This is a genomic window from Kineosporia sp. NBRC 101731 (genome assembly GCF_030269305.1).
Classification (GTDB): Bacteria; Actinomycetota; Actinomycetes; order Actinomycetales; family Kineosporiaceae; genus Kineosporia.
The window spans coordinates 1121258-1139616 of record NZ_BSTC01000001.1 but is presented as its reverse complement, the minus strand read 5'-3'; the positions used below and the strand labels follow the sequence as shown (position 1 = coordinate 1139616).

General features: G+C 70.4%; 19 protein-coding genes. 6 read left to right on the top strand and 13 right to left on the bottom strand.

Annotated elements, in window-relative coordinates; translation table 11 throughout:
- Nucleotides 1-5: 5 nt before the first annotated feature.
- From QSK05_RS04960 to QSK05_RS04930, 7 genes are read right to left on the bottom strand one after another with little or no spacing between them, the layout of a single operon-like run.
- Nucleotides 6-1589 (bottom strand): NADH-quinone oxidoreductase subunit N, encoded by a 1584-nt coding sequence (locus tag QSK05_RS04960; protein WP_285595167.1) that lies wholly within the window; start codon nucleotides 1587-1589, stop codon nucleotides 6-8.
- Nucleotides 1589-3100, bottom strand: a complete 1512-nt coding sequence (locus QSK05_RS04955) for a complex I subunit 4 family protein (RefSeq protein WP_285594345.1) — start codon at nucleotides 3098-3100, stop codon at nucleotides 1589-1591. Before QSK05_RS04955 ends, QSK05_RS04960 begins: the two co-directional genes overlap by 1 nt.
- Nucleotides 3097-5016: an NADH-quinone oxidoreductase subunit 5 family protein gene (locus tag QSK05_RS04950; RefSeq protein WP_285594343.1), complete on the bottom strand. Its 1920-nt coding sequence runs from the start codon at nucleotides 5014-5016 to the stop codon at nucleotides 3097-3099. Before QSK05_RS04950 ends, QSK05_RS04955 begins: the two co-directional genes overlap by 4 nt.
- The gene (gene nuoK, locus QSK05_RS04945) at nucleotides 5013-5390 is read right to left on the bottom strand and encodes an NADH-quinone oxidoreductase subunit NuoK (protein WP_285594341.1); all 378 of its coding nucleotides are present in this window, start codon (nucleotides 5388-5390) and stop codon (nucleotides 5013-5015) included. Before nuoK ends, QSK05_RS04950 begins: the two co-directional genes overlap by 4 nt.
- Nucleotides 5387-5917: an NADH-quinone oxidoreductase subunit J family protein gene (locus tag QSK05_RS04940; protein WP_285594339.1), complete on the bottom strand. Its 531-nt coding sequence runs from the start codon at nucleotides 5915-5917 to the stop codon at nucleotides 5387-5389. Before QSK05_RS04940 ends, nuoK begins: the two co-directional genes overlap by 4 nt.
- The gene (locus QSK05_RS04935; protein WP_285594338.1) at nucleotides 5914-6654 is read right to left on the bottom strand and encodes a 4Fe-4S binding protein; all 741 of its coding nucleotides are present in this window, start codon (nucleotides 6652-6654) and stop codon (nucleotides 5914-5916) included. The genes QSK05_RS04940 and QSK05_RS04935 overlap by 4 nt, the downstream gene beginning before the upstream one ends.
- Before the next feature lie 49 nt (nucleotides 6655-6703).
- Nucleotides 6704-7342, bottom strand: a complete 639-nt coding sequence (locus tag QSK05_RS04930) for a TetR/AcrR family transcriptional regulator (protein ID WP_285594335.1) — start codon at nucleotides 7340-7342, stop codon at nucleotides 6704-6706.
- Between the two features lie 580 nt (nucleotides 7343-7922).
- Here QSK05_RS04930 and QSK05_RS04925 point away from each other — a divergent pair.
- Nucleotides 7923-8390 (top strand): VOC family protein, encoded by a 468-nt coding sequence (locus QSK05_RS04925; RefSeq protein ID WP_285594333.1) that lies wholly within the window; start codon nucleotides 7923-7925, stop codon nucleotides 8388-8390.
- A complete protein-coding gene (locus QSK05_RS04920; protein WP_285594331.1) occupies nucleotides 8387-8872 on the top strand; it encodes a GNAT family N-acetyltransferase in 486 nt (161 codons plus the stop codon). The genes QSK05_RS04925 and QSK05_RS04920 overlap by 4 nt, the downstream gene beginning before the upstream one ends.
- 170 nt (nucleotides 8873-9042) lie before the next feature.
- Here the strand turns inward: QSK05_RS04920 and nuoH are convergent, their stop codons facing one another.
- The 5 genes from nuoH to QSK05_RS04895 all read right to left on the bottom strand — a co-directional run bounded on the left by nuoH (nucleotide 9043) and on the right by QSK05_RS04895 (nucleotide 12566).
- Nucleotides 9043-10008 carry an NADH-quinone oxidoreductase subunit NuoH gene (gene nuoH, locus QSK05_RS04915; protein WP_285594330.1) on the bottom strand — a complete coding sequence of 322 codons (966 nt, stop codon included), beginning with the start codon at nucleotides 10006-10008 and terminating at the stop codon, nucleotides 9043-9045.
- Complete coding sequence (locus tag QSK05_RS04910; protein WP_285594329.1) at nucleotides 10005-10892, bottom strand: NADH-quinone oxidoreductase subunit C; 888 nt, start codon at nucleotides 10890-10892, stop codon at nucleotides 10005-10007. The genes nuoH and QSK05_RS04910 overlap by 4 nt, the downstream gene beginning before the upstream one ends.
- A gap of 245 nt (nucleotides 10893-11137) precedes the next feature.
- Nucleotides 11138-11704 (bottom strand): NADH-quinone oxidoreductase subunit B, encoded by a 567-nt coding sequence (locus QSK05_RS04905; RefSeq protein ID WP_352300289.1) that lies wholly within the window; start codon nucleotides 11702-11704, stop codon nucleotides 11138-11140.
- A 77-nt stretch (nucleotides 11705-11781) separates the two neighbouring features.
- Nucleotides 11782-12144, bottom strand: a complete 363-nt coding sequence (locus tag QSK05_RS04900) for an NADH-quinone oxidoreductase subunit A (RefSeq protein ID WP_285594326.1) — start codon at nucleotides 12142-12144, stop codon at nucleotides 11782-11784.
- A 110-nt stretch (nucleotides 12145-12254) separates the two neighbouring features.
- Nucleotides 12255-12566 (bottom strand): GNAT family N-acetyltransferase, encoded by a 312-nt coding sequence (locus QSK05_RS04895; RefSeq protein WP_285594325.1) that lies wholly within the window; start codon nucleotides 12564-12566, stop codon nucleotides 12255-12257.
- 188 nt (nucleotides 12567-12754) lie between these two features.
- Here QSK05_RS04895 and QSK05_RS04890 point away from each other — a divergent pair, with 188 nt between their 5' ends.
- From QSK05_RS04890 to QSK05_RS04880, 3 genes are read left to right on the top strand one after another with little or no spacing between them, the layout of a single operon-like run.
- A complete protein-coding gene (locus QSK05_RS04890; RefSeq protein WP_285594323.1) occupies nucleotides 12755-13624 on the top strand; it encodes an ABC transporter substrate-binding protein in 870 nt (289 codons plus the stop codon).
- Nucleotides 13621-14484, top strand: coding sequence for an amino acid ABC transporter permease (locus QSK05_RS04885; protein WP_285594321.1), 864 nt, complete (start codon nucleotides 13621-13623; stop codon nucleotides 14482-14484). The genes QSK05_RS04890 and QSK05_RS04885 overlap by 4 nt, the downstream gene beginning before the upstream one ends.
- A complete protein-coding gene (locus QSK05_RS04880; RefSeq protein ID WP_285594320.1) occupies nucleotides 14481-15227 on the top strand; it encodes an amino acid ABC transporter ATP-binding protein in 747 nt (248 codons plus the stop codon). Before QSK05_RS04885 ends, QSK05_RS04880 begins: the two co-directional genes overlap by 4 nt.
- Before the next feature lie 60 nt (nucleotides 15228-15287).
- On the opposite strand, the gene QSK05_RS04875 is transcribed toward QSK05_RS04880, so the two are convergent.
- Nucleotides 15288-16217 (bottom strand): LysR family transcriptional regulator, encoded by a 930-nt coding sequence (locus QSK05_RS04875; RefSeq protein WP_285594319.1) that lies wholly within the window; start codon nucleotides 16215-16217, stop codon nucleotides 15288-15290.
- Nucleotides 16218-16477: 260 nt separating this feature from the next.
- Between QSK05_RS04875 and QSK05_RS04870 the strand changes: the two genes are divergently transcribed.
- Nucleotides 16478-18358, top strand: coding sequence for a 2-oxoacid:acceptor oxidoreductase subunit alpha (locus QSK05_RS04870; RefSeq protein WP_285594318.1), 1881 nt, complete (start codon nucleotides 16478-16480; stop codon nucleotides 18356-18358).
- The last annotated feature ends 1 nt before the right edge of the window (nucleotide 18359 follow it).

The window sequence follows — 18359 nt, the reverse complement described above, 5'->3', positions numbered from 1 at the left end:
GCGCCTCAGTGCAGGAGGTCGGGTAACAGTCCGGCGATCGTCCCGGCCCCGATGGACAGACCCAGACAACCTGCCGCGGCTCCACCCAACACGATCCCCTCCGCGGGGCGCAGGCGCCACCGGGGTGTCGCCTGATCGGTCACCTGATCGGTCGTGGCGAGCAGGAGCGCGGTCCAGCGCAGGTAGTAGGCCAGGGCCAGGGCTACGTTGAGGGCCGCGACCACGGCCAGCGGCCAGAGCTGTGCGTCCACCACCGGGCGCAGCGCCACCACCTTGGCGATCAGTCCCATCACCCCCGGCGGGAGCCCGGCCAGGCAGGCCAGGGCGAACATCAGGACAGCGCTCGCCACCGGTTCGGTGCGAGCCAGGCCGCGGTAGGCCGCCAGGGTGTGTTCCTCACCGGCCCGGTGGTGCCGCGCGACCAGCACCACCACGGCGAACACGGCCAGGCTGGCCACCACGTAGGCCAGCAGGTAGCCGAGTGAGGCCCCGACCGCCTCCCGCACACCGTCGCGGGTGGTGCCCGAGGCCGCCAGCGGCAGCACCACCCAGCCCGCCTGGGCCACGGTCGACCAGGCCAGCAGCCGCACGGCAACCTGCTGGCGCAACGCCACCAGGTTGCCGACGGTCATGGTCAGCGCGGCCAGCACCCCGATCACGGGCGCCCAGGCGGCGTGCAGCGCCGGCAGCCCGATACCCAGCAGCACCGCGGCGGCGGCCAGCCCGGCGGCCTTGGAGACGGTGGACAGCAGCGCGGCGATCGGCAGCGGGGCGCCCGCGTAGGTGTCGGGCGTCCACTGGTGGAACGGCACCAGCGAGATCTTGAACCCGATACCCGCAAGCGCGAGCACCGCCCCGGCCACCGCGACGACGAGCACCTTCTCGTCCGGGTCGGAGGCAAGCACATCGGCGATCCGGGAGAGGTAGAGCGAGCCGGTGGCCAGGAAGAGCAGGCCGATGCCGAGCAGCAGCAGGCCGAGGGAGGCGATGGCCGTGAGGAGCAGGGTGACGGCGGCCTGCGCTCCCTGGGCGTCGCGGCGCAGGGCGATCAGGCCGATCGCCGGCAGGGTCGCGGTCTCCAGGGCCACGGTGAGGGTGGCCAGGTCACGGGCACCGGCCAGGGCGGTGGCACCGGCCACGGTGGCGAGCAGCAGGGTGTGGTGGGCGGTGCGGTCCTTCGCGCCCGGGCCGTCGACGGCCAGCAGCAGGCAGCCGATCGCGGCCACCAGCACGATCGCCTGCACGGTGAGGGTGAAGTCGGAAACCAGGTAGGAGCAGCCGAAGCCGACGTCGGACGGGCTCAGGCTCTCGGGCAGGGGTGAGGGCCCGCTCAGGCCGGCCGTGCCCACCACCACTCCGGTGGAGCAGGCCGTGGAGCGTTCGGTGCCCTCGAGCGCCAGGTAGGCCACCCCACCGGCGGCGGTGAGCAGGCCGGCCAGGGTGACCAGGTTCAGCAGGGGCCTCACCGGTCGGACGGCGTCGATCAGCAGCACCAGCAGCAGCGCGACCACGGGGGCAATGACGGGGAGCAGGGCCACCGCGTCGATCTCGGGGACACCGGTGAGCGTCCCGGTGATGTCGGTGAGCATCACGGCACCACTCCCCCGCCGGGCAGGAGCAGCCGGACCACCCCGGCGGTGGTGGACAGCAGCGGACCGGGTAACAGTCCGAGGACGACGGTGGCCACCACCAGGGGAAGGGTGACGGCGGTCTCGTGAGGGGTGGCGTCGGGGAGCTCGGCCTGGTCCGTGAGCGGCGTTCCCTGCCAGATCAGCCGCAGCACGCGCAGCCAGTAGGCGGCGGCGATCACGGTGCCGACCGCGGCGATCACGGCGTAGGGCCGGTCGAGGGCGCCGAGGGCGGAGGACTGCCAGGCCCCGGCGATCGTCAGCAGCTCACCCCAGAACACGGCCAGGCCGGGCAGTCCGAGACCGGCGACCGCGCCCAGGGTGAGAAGCCCTCCCAGCCGGGGCAGCCGGTCGCGCAGGCCGGGGCCGAGCACGGTCAGGTCGGCGCTGTGGTGGCGGTCTTTCAGCGCCCCGACGACGAAGAACAGCAGGGCGCTCACCACGCCGTGCGCGATATTGGCGTAGAGCGCGCCCTGCAGGCCGGTCGGGGTCATCGAGGCCACCCCGAGCAGCACGAAACCCATGTGCGCCACCGACGACAGCGCCACCAGCCGCTTCAGGTCGCGCTCGGTCAGGCAGGCCAGACCGGCCCAGACGATGCCCACCACCGCGAAGCCGCCGAGCCAGGGGGCCACGTTCTGCAGGCCGGCGGGCAGCACCGGCAAGGCCACCCGCACCAGGCCGTACGTGCCGAGTTTCAGCAGGATCCCGGCGAGCAGGACCGATCCGGCGGTCGGGGCGATCGTGTGGGCCGGGGGCAGCCAGGTGTGCAGCGGCCACATCGGGGTCTTCACGGCCAGGCCGAACACGATCAGCCCGGCCGCCACGGTCTGGGTGGTCACCGACATCCCGGCGCCGCCGCGTTCGATCAGCTCGGTCAGGTCGGAGGTGCCGGTGCGGGCGATCACCAGGATGATCCCGAGCAGCATGAGCGCCGAGCCGGTGGCGGTGTAGAGCACGAACCGGCTCGCGGCGTCGTCGCGGGTGGCGGTCCCTCCGGGTTGGGTCGTGTCACCCCAGATCCGGATCACCAGCCACATCGGGATCAGCACGGTCTCGAAGGCGATGAAGAACAGCAGCAGGTCGAGCGCGGTGAAGGTGGCGAGGGCGCCGCCGGTCACCACGAGCACGCAGATCACCAGGTGACGGCCCGGTCCCACCCGGGTCAGGTGCAGGCACACGAGCACGGCCAGCAGAGCGGTGAGCAGGACCAGGGGTGCGCTGACCCCATCCATCCCCAGATGGGCCTGAAGGCCCAGGGCGGGCACCCAGTCGGTGCGTACCTCCAGCTGCATCCGGCCGAACCCGGCCACGCTCGTCTCGTAGGTGGCGAGGACGGCCAGGGCCAGGGTGACCAGGGCGACCCCCAGCCCGGTCCGGACGGCGAACCGGTCCGGAAGGACCGTCAGCACCAGGGCACCGATGAACGGCACCAGCACCAACACCGGCAGTAACCACGACGACCAGCTCATACGAGCACCATCCCGGCCACGGTGAGCACGACCGCGCCGACGAACACCCAGGCCGCGTAGGCCGTGGCCAGACCGGTCTGGGCGCGGCGCAGCACGGCCCCGGCGATCTCGGTGGTGGGCCGCACACCCCGCACATACGCGTCCACCACGTCCCGCTCGAGCATCTGCACCGTCCGCGCCAGCCCCAGTACCGGGCGCACCACGAGTACCCGGATCACGACGTCGAAGTAGAAAGCGTTCTCCAGCAAGGATCTCGCTCTCATGGGCAGGGCCACGGCAATGTCCGGGGTGCCCAGACGAGGCGCCGAGACCGCCCAACCGACCCCCGAAAGGGCGAGCAGCGCACCGGTGATCGCGGTGCCGGGCTGAATCTCGACGCCGTGCAGCAGATCGAACGGGGTCAGCAGTACCAGGCCGAAGGCCACGGTCGGGATCGCCAGAAGGTACAGGGGAAGCATCATCGCGACGGGTACCCCGTGCCCGTGCGCGTTCTCGTGCGGTTCCTCGGTCTCGGCGTCACCCACCGCGGGCAGCACCGGGCCCCGCCCCATGGCGACGATCGCCCAGGCCCGCCCCGCGTACAGCCCGGTCAGCACGATCGTGAGAACCCCGGCGACCAGCACGGTCCAGCCCGCCCAGGTGCCGGCGTGGGCAGCCTCGTCGGCGGCCGACAGCACGGCCTCCTTCGACCAGAACCCCCCGAACGGCGGGATACCCGCCAGCCCCAGCAACCCGATCCCGAAGAGCACGGCCAGGCTGCGGTGCGTGCGCCAGAGCCCACCCATGTCGGCGAGCGCCGTCGAGCCGACGATGTGCACGATGCATCCGGCGGCCAGGAACAGCAGCGCCTTGAAGGCTCCGTGCGAGAGAAGATGGAGGACGCCCGGGGCGGCGAGCGCTGTCGGGTCACCGGAGCCCAGCTCACGGTCGGAAGCCACGCAGACCGCGCCGAGCATGTACGCGACCTGACTGATCGTGGAGTAGGCCAGCAGCCGTTTCAGATCGGTCTGGGCCAAGGCCGCCAGGGCCGCGCCGACCATGCTGATCGAGGCCAGGACGGCGCCGGTCTGCAGGGCGCCCGGCACGGTCAGGTAGAGCGGCAGCAACCGGGCCATCAGGAACACCCCGGCCGCCACCATGGTCGCGGCGTGGATCAGGGCCGAGACCGGGGTCGGGCCCTCCATCGCATCCGGTAGCCAGATGTGCAGCGGGAACTGCGCCGACTTGCCCACCACTCCGGCAAGCAGCAGCAGGCCCGCCGTCAGCACGGTGCCGTGGCCGATCTCATTCTCGGTGGCGGCCCGGTTCAGGTCGCTGATCGACGTGGTGCCCGCCCCCGCGATCAGCACCACCACCGCCAGCACCACCCCGATGTCGCCGACCCGGGTGACCAGGAAAGCCTTGGTGGCAGCCGCTCTCGCGCCCGCCCGTTCACTGTGGTGACCGACGAGCAGGTACGAGGCCAAGCCCATGATCTCCCAGCCGATGAGCAGCAGCACCAGGTCGGCGGAGTGCACCACCAGCATCATCGCGGCGGTGAACAGCGAGACCGTCGCGGCGTAGGCCGGGTAGCGGGTCGGTGCTTGCGGCGTGCCCTCCCCCGCCAGGTAGGCCGTCGAGTAGATCTGCACGCAGAACGCGACCAGGGCCACCAGAGCGGCGACCGCGGCGGAGAGCTGGTCGGAGCGCAGGGTCAGATCGATGGTGGTGCCCCCGAGCTGGGCCCGGCCGAGGAAACCGAACGCCGTGACCGGGCCGTCGGTCCCGACCAGCACCAGTTCCACGATCGCGGCCACCAGGGCGCCGAGCGAGCCGAGCACGGCCCAGTCCCGGGCCCAGGCCTTGCCCATGAGCAGCCCCAGCATCGCCGAGACGGCGGGCAGCACGATCGTGAGGATGGCGGCGGACTCGGTCACGACGGTGTCTCCGTGTGCGTGGGCGAGGCCTCGCCCAGTTCCCGTACCGCGGTCAGCTCCACAGTGCCGCGGGCCCGGAACAGCAGCAGCACGATCGCCAGGCCCAGGCCGATCTCCGCGGCCGCGACGGTGATCACGAAGATCGTCATCACCTGCCCCGGGATCAGCGGGTCGTGGTAGGCCTGGCTGTGCTCCAGCCCGGCCAGACCGCCCGCCGGTAGCGCCGAAGCAGTCACCAGCAACACGTTCGCGGCGTTGAGAAGGAGTTCCGCGCCGATCAGCACGAGCACGGCGTTGCGCCGGGCGAGAATGCCGTAGACCCCGATCCCCGCCAGGGCCGCGGCCAGGACGGCCGGTCCGAGCAGGTGGATCACTGTTCCCCGCCGTCTTCGGTCGTTCCGGGAAGGTGACGCGACACCGCGATCGCCGCCACCAGGGCCGCCAGCAGCAGCACCGAGAGCAGCTCGAACGGCAGCAGCCAGCCGGAGAACACGGCCTGGCCGATGTTCCGGGCGCTGCCCTGCTCGCCCTGCACCTCGACGGTCAGGTCCTGCAGGGCGTAGATCAGCGTTCCGGCCAGGATCCCGCCCACCGAGATGCCCGCGACCACCGCCGCCAGCTTCTGGCCCTTCGGCGCGTCCAGGCGACTGCTCGGTTCCACCGGGGCCCGGGTCAGCATCAGCGCGAAGATCACCAGCACCACCACGGCGCCGACGTAGACCAGCAGCTGCACCAGCGCCACCACCTCGGCGCCGAGCACCAGGTACACACCGGCCAGCGCACCCAGACTCACCACCAGCCACAGGGCGCAGTGCACGACGCGTGAGCCGGTCACGGCCAGCAGCGCACTCGCCGCCGCCAGCACCGCGAGGGCGGTGAGGAGCAGGTCGAGTCCGCTCACCGCTCACCCTCGTCAGCAGGTGGCAAGACCTGGGTCTCGTCGGTCACCGGGGGCAACTCGGTGGTTTCGTCCGTGCTGATGGACGTCTCCCCCGCCTGGTCGTCCACCGGCACCATCGGGGTGGTGGCGTCCGGGTCCTCGGCCTCACGCTTCCTCGCCAAGGACGCCTCGTACGCCGCAATCGCCTTGTCCGCGGCCGTTCTCGCCACGCCGACCTCCTTCGCCTCGACGGCTCCGGGGTCGGGCAGGGGCGGGGGCGGGACGCTGGCCATCCAGCTCTCGAGCCGGTCGCTCTCGTGCAGCAGGTCGCGGATGTCGAACTCGGCGTACTCGAACTCGGGGCTCCAGAAGAGCGCGTCGAACGGGCAGGCCTCGATGCAGATGCCGCAGTACATGCACAGGGAGAAGTCGATGGCGAAGCGGTCCAGCACGTTCTTCTGCCGGGGACGGCCGCCGGGCTCGGGAGCCGGGACCTCTTCCTTGTGCGACTCGATGTAGATGCACCAGTCCGGGCACTCACGGGCGCACAGCATGCAACTGGTGCAGTTCTCGGCGAGCAGGGCGATCACCCCGCGGCTGCGTGGAGGCAGATCGGGCCGGACGTCCGGGTACTCCTGCGTGTGGGTGTGCCGCGCCAGGGCCCGGGCCGTGGTGGCCAGCCCGGAGACCAGGCCCCCGCCGACGCCGTGCCGGTGGCCGTCAGGGCTACCCGCGTCGTCGTGCTGTGGGTTGGTCACCGATGCATCTTGCCGTGTTCGACGTCACTCGCGCGACGCGCCTCACGGGTCAGCGCTGGGCGGGTGGAAGCTGCTGCACCGGGAAGACCGGCGCCGGGAGCCCCAGTTCTCGCGCGGCGTGCTCCTCGGCCCATGCTCTCGCCCTGCCCTTCGCCAGCGTGCCGCGGACCTGGGTGGCGACCGCGAGCCCGTCGAGCATCACGCAGATCCGCAGCGCGGCCTCCTGCGGGTCGGGGCAGGTGAACTCCCCGGCCTCAGCCCCGGCCGCGACCAGCCGGGTCAGGCCGTGGCGCCAGCGCGCGTCATTGCGGCGGACCACCTCGCGGATCTCGGCGGTGTAGCGGCCCTCGGCCCAGGCGTCGATGTTGTGCGACCACACCTCGCGGTCGCCGGGGTCGGAGGAGATCTGCTGGTAGAGCCGGATCACGTTACGCACGCGCTCGGCGTGGGTGCCCGGGCCGGCAATCGCCGCGTCCATGGCGTCCAGATCGCGGTCGGAGGCCATCACAAATGCCTCGGAGAGCAGCCGCTCTTTGGAATCGAAATGGTAAAAGACCAGGCCGGCACTGATTCCGAGCTCCGCCGCGACATCGGCCACCCGGGTCCGCGCGAATCCCTTGCGCCCGACCACCGCCGCCGCGGCCCGGAGAATCTCCTCGCGCCGGATCTCAGCCTGCTGCCGCGCCACGTCACCCACCTCAAGCGTGTTCCGACAAATGCCCGCGCCGGAACGTACACGCCACCGGCATGACCATCAATATTCCGATTGCGGTGGATTACGGCACATCCGACACGGACCGATCTCCCGGCAAACCGGATCCCGGGGACCGGACGGCCAATAGTGATATTAGCCGCTGTCCTTACCGGCGCCTCCGGATCCGGCGAATCCAGCTCTACCCTCGAACACTCGCCGTCACCCACAGTGATGGGGGCGAGTCTCTGAACCCACGAGTGCCCCACGGGCGCCCCACGGAGGCGGACACCCACCGCACTCACGCGCCGGCCGCCGGAGCCCTCGGCGTCCCCCTTTTAGGCACCCAATGACAAAAATGGGAGCGGGCCGTACGACCGACCACTACCCCGACACCTGTCATTAATTCATGCGCACGAAAAAGGTCCGGCCACGTCATCCAGAACGTCACCGGGCCACTGCGCCACCGAACGGCATCGGCAGTGCAGCGATAGTGCGCCATCCGTGCCACCACGCCCCTACGGCCAGCGAATTCAGCACGAAATCCGGCTACCTCGCGAGATCGATAATTCCATTCATGACCTGCGCATTCTGTCTTTTTCCAGGCGCCCGCGACGCCCAGGAACAGAATGCGCCAACCACTCCGAGCGGCCTGATCGCGGCCCTTCTGGCAGTATTCCCATTTGTGGAACGCGTGACGGGCATCGGGGGACTGTTCTTCCGGAGCAAGGATCCGGAGAGACTGGCCGCCTGGTATGAAGACCACCTCGGCGTGACGCCAGTGCCCTTGACGTACGAAGAAGCGCCCTGGATTTCACAGTCCGGGCCGACGGTCTTCGCCGCATTCGCTGACGACGCCGAGCACTTCGGGCGACCCCAGCAGCAATGGATGGTCAATTTCCGGGTCCGCGACCTGGACGCGATGGTGGCCCAGCTGCGGCGGGCCGGCATCGCCGTCGAGGTCGACGAGGAGATCTATCCCAACGGCCGCTTCGCCCGGGTGCACGACCCCGAAGGCAACCCCGTGGAACTATGGGAGCCGTGAGCAACTCCCCCGTAACCGATCTGGTCTTCCGTGACGTCCCGTTCGACAGCCCTGAAGCGGTCTCCCTGATCGCCGAGGTCCAGCAGGAGTACGTCGTCCGCTACGGCGGACCGGACGACACCCCCGTCGACCCGGCCGAATTCGCTCCGCCCTCGGGCCTGTTCACCATCGCCGAGGCCGGTGGCGAGCTCGCCGGCTGCGTCGGCCTGCGGGGGAACCCCGCCGAGGGTGAGGGGTCGGTGGAGATGAAGCGGTTGTACGTGCGCCCCGGGTTCCGCCGTCACGGCCTGGCCCGGCGCCTGCTGGCCTCGGCCGAGCTGCGCGCGATGGCCCTGGGCTACACCCGCCTGATCCTGGAGACGGGCACGAAGCAGCCGGAGGCCGTGGCCCTGTACCGCAGCGCGGGCTACCTGCCGCACGCCGGCTTCGGGCTCTACCAGCACGAGGAAGGCGCGCTCCACTTCGTGAAGAACCTGGACTAGGGCCTTTCCTGCGGATCACGCCGTGAGCTGCGGAGGTGCCCGGTGAGCCGGGCTGGACGTGGCCGGTGGGCCCGCTCGTAGCGTTCCTCCGTGGGGCCACACCGGACGCGTCCAGACGGCTCTCCGGGCACCCCGCAGTAGGCGATGATCCGCAGGACACGCCCTGGTTCTCAGGCCACGACGACCACGGCGGTGAGGGCCAGCTGGGCCAGGGCGACGGGCACGAGCCCCGCCCAGGCCAGCCGTTGCAGCTGGTCCTCCCGCAGGCGTGGCCAGGCCACCCGCAGCCAGATCACGACGACCGCGACCATCCCGGTCTTCAGCAGCGTCCAGAGCGGGCCCAGCGTGTCGCTGAACGGGCCGTGCCAGCCGCCGAGAAACAGCACCGCGGTCAGCGCGGACAGCACCACGATGCCCGCGTACTCGCTGAGCAGGAACAACGCGAACCGCAGCCCGGTGTACTCGGTGTAGGGACCGGCCACCAGCTCGGAGTCGGCGATCGGCATGTCGAACGGCGGGCGCTGCACCTCGGCCAGCCCTGCCACCACGAACACGATCAGGGCCGGGGCCTGCCAGAACAGCCACCACCACTGCCAGGCCTCACCGATGCCCGTCAGCGACAGCGTGCCCGCGGCCATCGCCACGCTCGCCGCCGCCAGCACCAGCGGCAGCTCGTAGGCCAGTAGCTGGGCGGCCGCACGCATCGACCCCAGCAGCGCGTACTTGTTCCCGCTCGACCAGCCCGCCATCAGGGTGCCCAGCACCGCGACGGCGCTCGCGGCCAGGACGAACAGCAGCCCGGCGTCCACGTCCGCCGCCACCCAGTCCGGGCTCAGCGGAATCACCGCCATCGCCACCAGATAAGGCACCAGCGCCACCCCGGGAGCCAGCCGGAACACGCCGGCATCGGCCCGGTCCGGGACGATGTCTTCCTTCTGCAGGAACTTCACCCCGTCGGCCACGAGCTGCGCCCACCCGTGGAACCCTCCGGCGTACATCGGGCCCAGCCGCCCCTGCATGTGCGCCATCACCTTGTGCTCGGTCTGCCCGACCACCAGCGGCAGGGTGAGGAACGCGACCAGCACGGCCAGCGTGCGCAGCACGATCTCGGCCACCAGCCCGGCGTCGAGGGTCATGCGTCGCGCTCGGGGGTGGACGCGGGTAGCTCGGTGTGCGCCGAGGGATCGTCGGTGGCAGTGGACGCGGGAGTGGACGCGGGAGTGGACGCGGGAGTGGACGCGGCGGTCTCGTTCGGCTCGGACGGACTGGCAGGGGCGAGAGCGCCGGCCGCGGCGGGGACAACGGAAGTCTTTGCCGGGTCGACAGAAGCGCGAGCCCCGGTCGCCTCGATGGGAGCCTCTGTCGTCCTGACTACCCGACTCGTCGCCCGGGCGATCCTTGCGGGGCGCTCGGGAATGCCCGCCCGTGACGCTCGGCGGGGTGGCTCGGAGGCGACTTCTCGTGGAGTGCCTGGTTCGTGGGGGCCCCAGGACGGGTCCGGGACTCCTGGGGGCAGGGTCTTGCGGCGGGTGGGGGCCTTGGCGCCGGAGTCGCCGGGATCTTTGGCACCGGGCCAGGCCTTCGCCGCGCGGGCGGCCAGGACGAACGACTTGCGGAGCGGGGTGCCCTCGAAACCGTCGGGCAGCAGCAGTGGGCGCAGCCCGGCCCCCGAACCGTCGGAGAAGCCGGTGAAGGTCAGGCCGAACATCTCGTGGGTCTCACGCTCGTGCCAGGCCACACCCGGCCACAGCGACGTGAGGCTCGGCAGATTCAGGTCTCGGTTCGGCACCCGGGTGCGCAGCAGCAGGCGGCGCACCCTGCGGTCGGACGAGCCGAACGAGTCGGACCCGGCCAGGTGCAGCACCACGTCGAGCCCGGCCGGATCGCCCTCGGGCTCGTCCACCGCCGAGAGCCAGTCGAGGAAGTCGAGGTCCAGTTCGTCACGGGCGCAGGTGGCCGCCGCGACCCAGCCGGAGGCGGGAACATCGACCACCGGGGTGCCGGCGGCGTCTACGCTCACCGTGACCAGTGGAGCCCCGGCCTCCTGGTCAGCCAACCCTTCGCCCTCCGGATCGGCTTCGCGGCCTGCCTGGGTGCTGCCGCTCTTCAGATCAGCGCTGCTAACCGGGCCGGCCAGGCTCCCTAGGTCAGCGCCGCTATCCGGGCCGGCGAGGCTTCCCGGGTTGGCGCTGTTTTCCGGGGCGGCCTTCCGAAGTGCTGCGGTGAACCAGGTCGCCAGTACGTCACCCTCGACGGGCCGGGGGGTCACGCGTGCGCGCCCTTCGACACCAGGCCGCGGCTCAGACTCGCCGCCCCGCGACGGCGCGACCCGTAACGCGCGGAGAGGTTCTCGGTGGCGATCTTCTCCTGCAGCTTCACGATGCCCTGGAGCAGCGCCTCGGGACGGGGCGGGCAGCCGGGCACATAGACGTCGATGGGGATGATCTGGTCGACGCCCTTTGTCACGCAGTACGAGTCCCAGTACGGGCCACCCGAGTTGGAGCAGGCACCGAACGAGATGGCGTATTTCGGCTCCGGCATCTGCTCCCAGAGCCGGCGCACGGCGGGAGCCATCTTGTCGGTGACCGTGCCGGAGACCACCATCAGGTCGGCCTGGCGCGGGCCGTTGGCGAACGGGATCACGCCCAGCCGGATGAAGTCGTGGCGGGCCATGCTGGCGGCGATGAACTCGATGGCGCAGCAGGCCAGGCCGAAGTTGAACACCCAGAGCGAATAACGCCGGCCCCAGTTCAGCACCAGCCGCAGCGGGTGCGGGGCGACGGCGCTCAGCGGACCGAGCTCCGCGGGCACCTGGGACCGCAGCACCGGCATCGGCAGCGCGGTCTTGGGCGAGATGCCCCGGGCACCGCCACCGGGCCTGGTGAGGTCGGTCGGGTCGGTCGGGTCGGTCAGATCCATCGCAGCACCCCGCGACGGATGGCGTGGATCAGCCCGACGGCGATGATGCCGATGAACACGCCCATCTCGCCCAGCGTGGCCCAGCCGAGATCCTTCACCACGGTGACCCACGGAAACAGGTACACCGCATCGACCGCAAAGATCAGGTAGAGGAAGGCGTAGAGGTAGTAACGGATCTGGCTCTGGGCCCAGCCCGACCCCTCGGCGTCGACCCCGCTCTCGTAGGTGAGCGTCTTCTCGGCCGAGCGCACCTGCGGGCGCAGGGCCCGGGCCGCCCCCATCGCCCCGGCGAACAGCAGCACCCCGGCCGCGATCACCGTGGCGACGATCAGGTACGTCTCCAGGCCCTCCATGAGGAACGACTGTAGCGACCACCACCGACAGAACCGGGGGACCAACTCGGGCTCAGGTCGGACTCACGGTCCGACTCAGTTCTCGGGTCAGCTCTCGGTCAGTTCTCGGGTCAGCTCTCGGGCAGGCCGAACGCCGCCCGCCGGTTCGCGGGCACCAGGTCGAGGTAGTCGCGGTGCTTCTCCACGAACGCCTTGACGAAGGGACAGACCGGGAGAATCTTCGACCCCCGCTCGCGCTCGGTGTCGAGGGTCGCGCGGATCAGCTGGGTGGCCAGACCCTGACCACCGAACTTCTCGCCGATCTCGGTGTGTACATAACTCACCACCGGGCCGGGCCCGCGGTGCTCGGCGAACCCGGCCAGCTCGCCGTCCACCCAGATCTCGAAGCGGTTCTCGTCACGGTTCTCCCGTACTTCGGCCATGCGTCATGAGAACACACGGGCCCCGATGATCATTGAGGGTGCCCCCGTGTGATGGCGTGGTGAATTTCCTGTTCATGGCTGGTCATGAACAGACGCCTCACAGACCCGGATGCGTTAACCGCATCTGCGAGCCCAAACCCGCAGCTATACACTCAACCGCCGAATCCTGCGCTGACCTTGGAGTATCGATGTCCCGCCGACTGCCTGCCGCCGGCACCGCAATTCTCGCCCTGCTGGCCGTCGCGGCCTGCGCACCCGCCGACTCGAACGACGAGGCGAGCGCCTCGTCCTCCAGTTCCGCGTCCTCGTGCACACCTGCCGACCTCGACACGCTGACCGCGAGCACCCTCACCATCGGGACCGACAAGCCCGCCTACGAACCCTGGTTCCAGGACGACGACCCGTCCAACGGCAAGGGCTTCGAGTCGGCCGTGGCCTACGCCGTGGCCCATCAGCTCGGCTACACCGACGACCAGGTGAAGTGGGAGACGGTGATCTTCACCGCCGCGGTGCAGCCGGGTAAGAAGAGCTTCGACTTCGACATCAACCAGTTCTCGATCAACGACGAGCGCAAGCAGGCCGTGGACTTCTCCAGCGGTTACTACGACGTGACCCAGGCCGTCGTGGCGCTCAAGGGCAACAAGGCCGCGAGCGCCACCGGCCTGGCCGGCCTCAAGGATCTGAAGCTCGGTGCCCAGGTGGGCACCACCAGCTACAACGCCATCAAGACGGTGATCGACCCGAGCCAGACCCCGGCCGTGTTCGACGACAACGACAAGGCCAAGCTGGCCCTGAACAACGGCCAGATCGACGGCCTGGTGGTCGACCTGCCCACGGCGCTCTACCTGGCCTCCGCCGAACTCGACGACGGTGTGGTGGTGGGCCAGCTGCCCGCCACCAGCGACACACCGGAGCAGTTCGGTCTGGTGCTGGGTAAGAACAGCTCGCTGACCAGCTGCGTCAGCCAGGCCGTGGACACCCTGCGGGAGAACGGCACGCTGGACAAGATCGAGACGCAGTGGCTGACCGAGTCGGCCGGGGCGCCTGAGCTGAAGTGAGTTCTGTCGAGGACACCTGGAGCCCGTCCGCCCGCCAGCGGGAACGGGACGCGTACCGCAAGCGCCAGGGTCTGCGATCGCTGCTGATCGCGGGTCTGAGCACCCTCGTCATCGGGGGTGCGCTGATCACGGCCGTGATGTCGGCCCCCGGCTGGGAACGCACGCGCACCACGTTCTTCAACTGGGACAAGGCCGTCGAGTCCTTCCCCGCCGTGCTGGCCGGTTTCTGGATCAACGTCCAGGTCTTCGCCGTCAGTGCCCTGTGCGTGCTGATCGTCGGCATGGCTCTCGCGGTGCTGAAAACGCTGCGAGGACCGGTTTTCTGGCCGCTGCGGGCACTGGCCACGGTGTATGTGGACGTCTTCCGGGGCCTGCCGCTGATCCTGGTGCTGCTGCTGGTCGGGTTCGGCGTTCCCGCGCTGAACCTGACCGGGGTGCCGACCGATCCGATCGTGCTGGGCTGTGTGGCCCTGGTGCTGACCTACTCGGCGTACGTGGCCGAGGTGTTCCGGGCCGGCATCGAGTCGGTGCACCCGAGCCAGCGGGCCGCGGCCCGGTCGCTGGGCCTGAGCGGACCGCAGAGCATGCGCTACGTGGTGCTGCCGCAGGCCGTGCGCCGGGTGGTTCCGCCGCTGCTGAACGACCTGGCCTCGCTGACCAAGGACTCGGGTCTGATCTCGGTGCTCGGCGCCGCGATCGACGCGGTGCGGGCGGCCCAGATCGAGACCGCGACCAGTTTCAACTTCACCCCGTACGTGGTGGCCGGGGCCCTGTTCCTGGTGCTGACCATCCCGCTGACCCGGCTCACCGACCGGGCGGCACGGCGTTACGGGGCCGTCCCGGGCGGAGGCCATCTGTGAGCGCGCTGCTCGGTATCGAGAACCTGCGCAAGAGTTACGGGCGCAGCGTGGTGCTGCGCGACTTCAGCCTGGACGTGGACGAGCACGACGTGGTGGTGCTGATCGGCGCCTCCGGCTCGGGCAAGTCCACGCTGCTGCGCTGTATCGACCTGCTGGAGACGGTCGACGACGGTGTGATCGAGCTGCAGGGCCGCGACATCACCGATCCGCGGGTGAACGCCGACGAGGTGCGCTCGAAGATCGGCATCGTCTTCCAGTCGTTCAACCTGTTCCCGCACCTCACCGTGCTGGACAACATCACGCTGGCACCGCGGAAGGTGCACGGCGTCCCGGCGGAACTGGCACGCGAGCGGGCGCTGGTGACGCTGGAGCGGGTGGGCCTGAAGAACCGGGCGGACGCTTATCCCGACCATCTGTCGGGTGGTCAGCAGCAGCGCGTCGCGATCGCCCGGTCGCTGGTCAACGACCCCGTGCTGATGTTGTTCGACGAGGTCACGTCGGCTCTCGACCCGGAACTGGTGGGTGAGGTGCTGGCCATGCTGCGCGACCTGAAGTCCGAGGGCATGACCATGCTGGTGGCCACCCACGAGATGGGCTTCGCCCGCCAGGTGGCCGACCACGTGTGTTTCCTCGATGGTGGACGCGTGCTGGAACGGGGTGCCCCGGAGCAGGTTCTCGGGGAGCCGACGCAGGAGCGCACGCGGCAGTTCCTGCGGCGGATCATCGAGGCGGGGCGGCTTTAGTTCGTTGAATGGGGGACGCCGGTCAGCTCGCCTTGGCGAGCTGGCCGGCGTCCCCCATTTTCATCTCTGACTGCGCCCTCTCAGAGCGATGGTGAGCAGGTCGGAGGCCGGTCCGCGGGGCGAACTGCCCAGCGACCAGACGGCCAGCAGACGGCGGTCGAGGGCCAGGCCGGTGACGGCGACCGTGCGCAGCCGGCCGGAGGCCACGTCGTCGGCCACCGCCAGCGTGCTCAGCATTGCCGGGCCGGCCCCCGCCAGCACCGCGCCCCGCACGGCCGCGGTGCCGGACAGTTCCAGCAACGGCTCAATGCCCACGTGGCCCACCGCCTCGAGCGCGACCTCCAGCGCGCGACGGGTGCCCGACCCGGCCTCCCGCGAGACCAGCGGCGTGGCGGCCAGTTCGGCCGCGCCGACCGGACGCCGGCGCCGTGACCAGGGATGACCGGTGGGCACGACCAGCACCAGAGAGTCGGTGCCGATCTCCCGCCAGGCCAGGTCGTCGGGGGCGGCCGGCCCTTCGACGAACCCCAGGCCGGCCCGGCCGTCGCGCACCCGCTCGGCGACCTCCTCGGAGTTGGTCGCGGTCAGCTGCACCGACAGCTCGTCGTGCCGGGCCTCGACCTGGTGCCGCAAAGTGACCAGCCAGCGCGGCATCAGGTACTCCGCGACGGTCAGGCTGGCGGCCACACGCAGGCGGGCGTGGTGCTCGGCCCGCAACGCCGCGACACTGGCCTCCAGCCCGGCGGCGAGTTCGGTGAGCTGCCCGGCCCAGTCGGCGACCAGGGCCCCGGCGGTGGTGAGGGTCGACCCCTGCCGGCTACGCCGCAGCACCTGCACCCCGAGAGTGCCCTCGAGACGGCGGATGCGTTCGCTGGCGGCCTGCTGACTGATGTGGTGCTCCCGCGCGGCGGCACCCAGACTGCCGGTGCGGGCCACCGAGAGCAGCAGGTCGAGCGCCGTGAGTTCGGGCACCCGCGGGGACAGTGGCATGGGATCCAGGTTAGCCCCGTCACAAGTCCAACTTGTGACCGCACAGGGCCGAAGGCACTAGCCAACGGGCCGATCGCGGCGCAGGGTGGTGCACTGTGTCCCGCCCGTGCCCAGTGCGCCGAGGCCACTAGCAGATCACCCGAACTAAGGGGAACCTGAGTGGCGTACGACCCGCCCTGCAGCGAGACACTGGAACGGTGCCCGCGAACCACGGGGTGGAACGACGCTCGGGTACAGCCAGGCTGACTGAGGAGAACTTCATGGACGACACTGCTGTGGTCCCGGCCCCCTCACGGGTCGAGCAGATCGACAGTGTGGTGATCCGTTTCGCCGGCGACTCCGGTGACGGTATGCAGCTGACCGGTGACCGGTTCACCGCCGAGACCGCTTCACTCGGCAACGACCTGGCGACGCTGCCCAACTTCCCCGCCGAGATCCGCGCTCCCCAGGGCACCCTGCCCGGCGTCTCCAGTTTTCAGTTGCACTTCGCCGACCACGACGTACTCACCCCCGGCGACGCACCCGACGTGCTGGTCGCGATGAACCCGGCCGCGCTCAAGGCCAACCTGTCCGACCTGCCCCGCGGCAAGACGATCATCGTGAACACCGACGAGTTCACCAAGCGGAACCTGGCCAAGGTCGGCTACACCGCGAGCCCGGTCGATGACGGCTCGCTGGAGTCGTGGCAGGTGCAGCCGGTGCCGCTGACCAGCCTGACGGTCGAGGCGCTGAAGGAGTTCGGGCTCAGCCGCAAGGACTCCGAGCGTTCCAAGAACATGTTCGCGCTGGGCCTGCTCTGCTGGCTGTACAACCGGCCGACCGAGGGCACCGAGCGGTTCCTGAAGACGAAGTTCGGCCGCAAGCCGGAGATCCTGGCCGCCAACCTGGCCGCGTTCAAGGCCGGCTGGGCGTTCGGCGAGACCACCGAGGGCTTCGCGGTCTCCTACGAGATCGCGCCGGCCCCGGCCCCGGCCGGCACGTACCGCAACATCACCGGCAACACCGCTCTGGCCTACGGTCTGGTCGCCGCCGGGCACCGCTCCGGGCTGCCGGTGGTACTGGGCTCGTACCCGATCACCCCGGCCTCCGACATCCTGCACGCGCTGTCGGGCATGAAGAAGTTCGGCGTCACCACCATTCAGGCCGAGGACGAGATCTCCGCGATCGGGGCCGCCCTGGGCGCCTCGTACGGTGGCGCGATCGGCGTGACCACTACCTCCGGGCCCGGTCTGGCGCTGAAGAGCGAGACCATCGGCCTGGCCGTGTCGCTCGAGTTGCCGCTGGTGATCGTCGACGTGCAGCGTGGCGGCCCCTCCACCGGACTGCCCACCAAGACCGAGCAGTCCGACCTGCTCCAGGCCATGTACGGGCGCAACGGCGAGTCGCCGGTGCCGGTGATCTCGCCGCGCTCGCCCGCCGACTGCTTCGACGCGGCGATCGAGGCCGTGCGGGTGGCCATCACCTACCGCACGCCGGTGCTGCTGCTGTCGGACGGCTACCTGGCCAACGGTTCCGAGCCGTGGCAGCTGCCCTCGGTGGCATCGTTGCCCGACCTGCACGTGGACTTCGCGGCGAAGCCCGAGCCCGGGGCGCCCGCGTTCCGGCCCTTCGACCGCGATCCGGCCACGCTGGCCCGGCCCTGGGCGCCCCCGGGCACGGCCGGCCTGGAGCACCGCATCGGCGGCATCGAGAAGGCCGACGGCACCGGCGAGATCAGCTACGACCCGGACAACCACGACAAGATGGTGCGGCTGCGCCAGGCGAAGATCGACGGCATCGACGTGCCCGACCTCGAGGTCGACGACCCGGCCGGTGACGCCGACGTGCTGGTGATCGGCTGGGGCAGCACCTTCGGCCCGATTGCGGCCGGGGCCCGCGACGCCCGCAAGGCCGGGATCCGGGTCGCCACCGCCCACCTGCGCCATCTCAACCCGTTCCCGGCCAACACCGGTGACGTGCTGAAGCGCTACCGCCGGGTGCTGATCCCGGAGATGAACCTGGGCCAGCTCTCCCTGCTGCTGCGCGGGAAGTACCTGGTGGATGCCCGCGGCTACAACCAGGTGCGGGGCCTGCCGTTCAGTTCCGCGGAGATCGCCACCGCGATCACGTCACTCGCCACCGAGATCGAGGAGGTTTACTGAC

Bases quoted from the DNA above. Each gene is read 5' to 3' on its own strand.
- QSK05_RS04960 (WP_285595167.1), bottom strand. From the start codon at position 1,589: ATGCTCACCGACATCACCGGGACGCTCACCGGTGTCCCCGAGATCGAC.
- QSK05_RS04955 (WP_285594345.1), bottom strand. From the start codon at position 3,100: ATGAGCTGGTCGTCGTGGTTACTGCCGGTGTTGGTGCTGGTGCCGTTC.
- QSK05_RS04925 (WP_285594333.1), top strand. From the start codon at position 7,923: ATGACCTGCGCATTCTGTCTTTTTCCAGGCGCCCGCGACGCCCAGGAA.
- nuoH (WP_285594330.1), bottom strand. From the start codon at position 10,008: ATGACCCTCGACGCCGGGCTGGTGGCCGAGATCGTGCTGCGCACGCTG.
- QSK05_RS04905 (WP_352300289.1), bottom strand. From the start codon at position 11,704: ATGCCGGTGCTGCGGTCCCAGGTGCCCGCGGAGCTCGGTCCGCTGAGC.
- QSK05_RS04900 (WP_285594326.1), bottom strand. From the start codon at position 12,144: ATGGAGGGCCTGGAGACGTACCTGATCGTCGCCACGGTGATCGCGGCC.
- QSK05_RS04895 (WP_285594325.1), bottom strand. From the start codon at position 12,566: ATGGCCGAAGTACGGGAGAACCGTGACGAGAACCGCTTCGAGATCTGG.
- QSK05_RS04890 (WP_285594323.1), top strand. From the start codon at position 12,755: ATGTCCCGCCGACTGCCTGCCGCCGGCACCGCAATTCTCGCCCTGCTG.
- QSK05_RS04875 (WP_285594319.1), bottom strand. From the start codon at position 16,217: ATGCCACTGTCCCCGCGGGTGCCCGAACTCACGGCGCTCGACCTGCTG.
- QSK05_RS04870 (WP_285594318.1), top strand. From the start codon at position 16,478: ATGGACGACACTGCTGTGGTCCCGGCCCCCTCACGGGTCGAGCAGATC.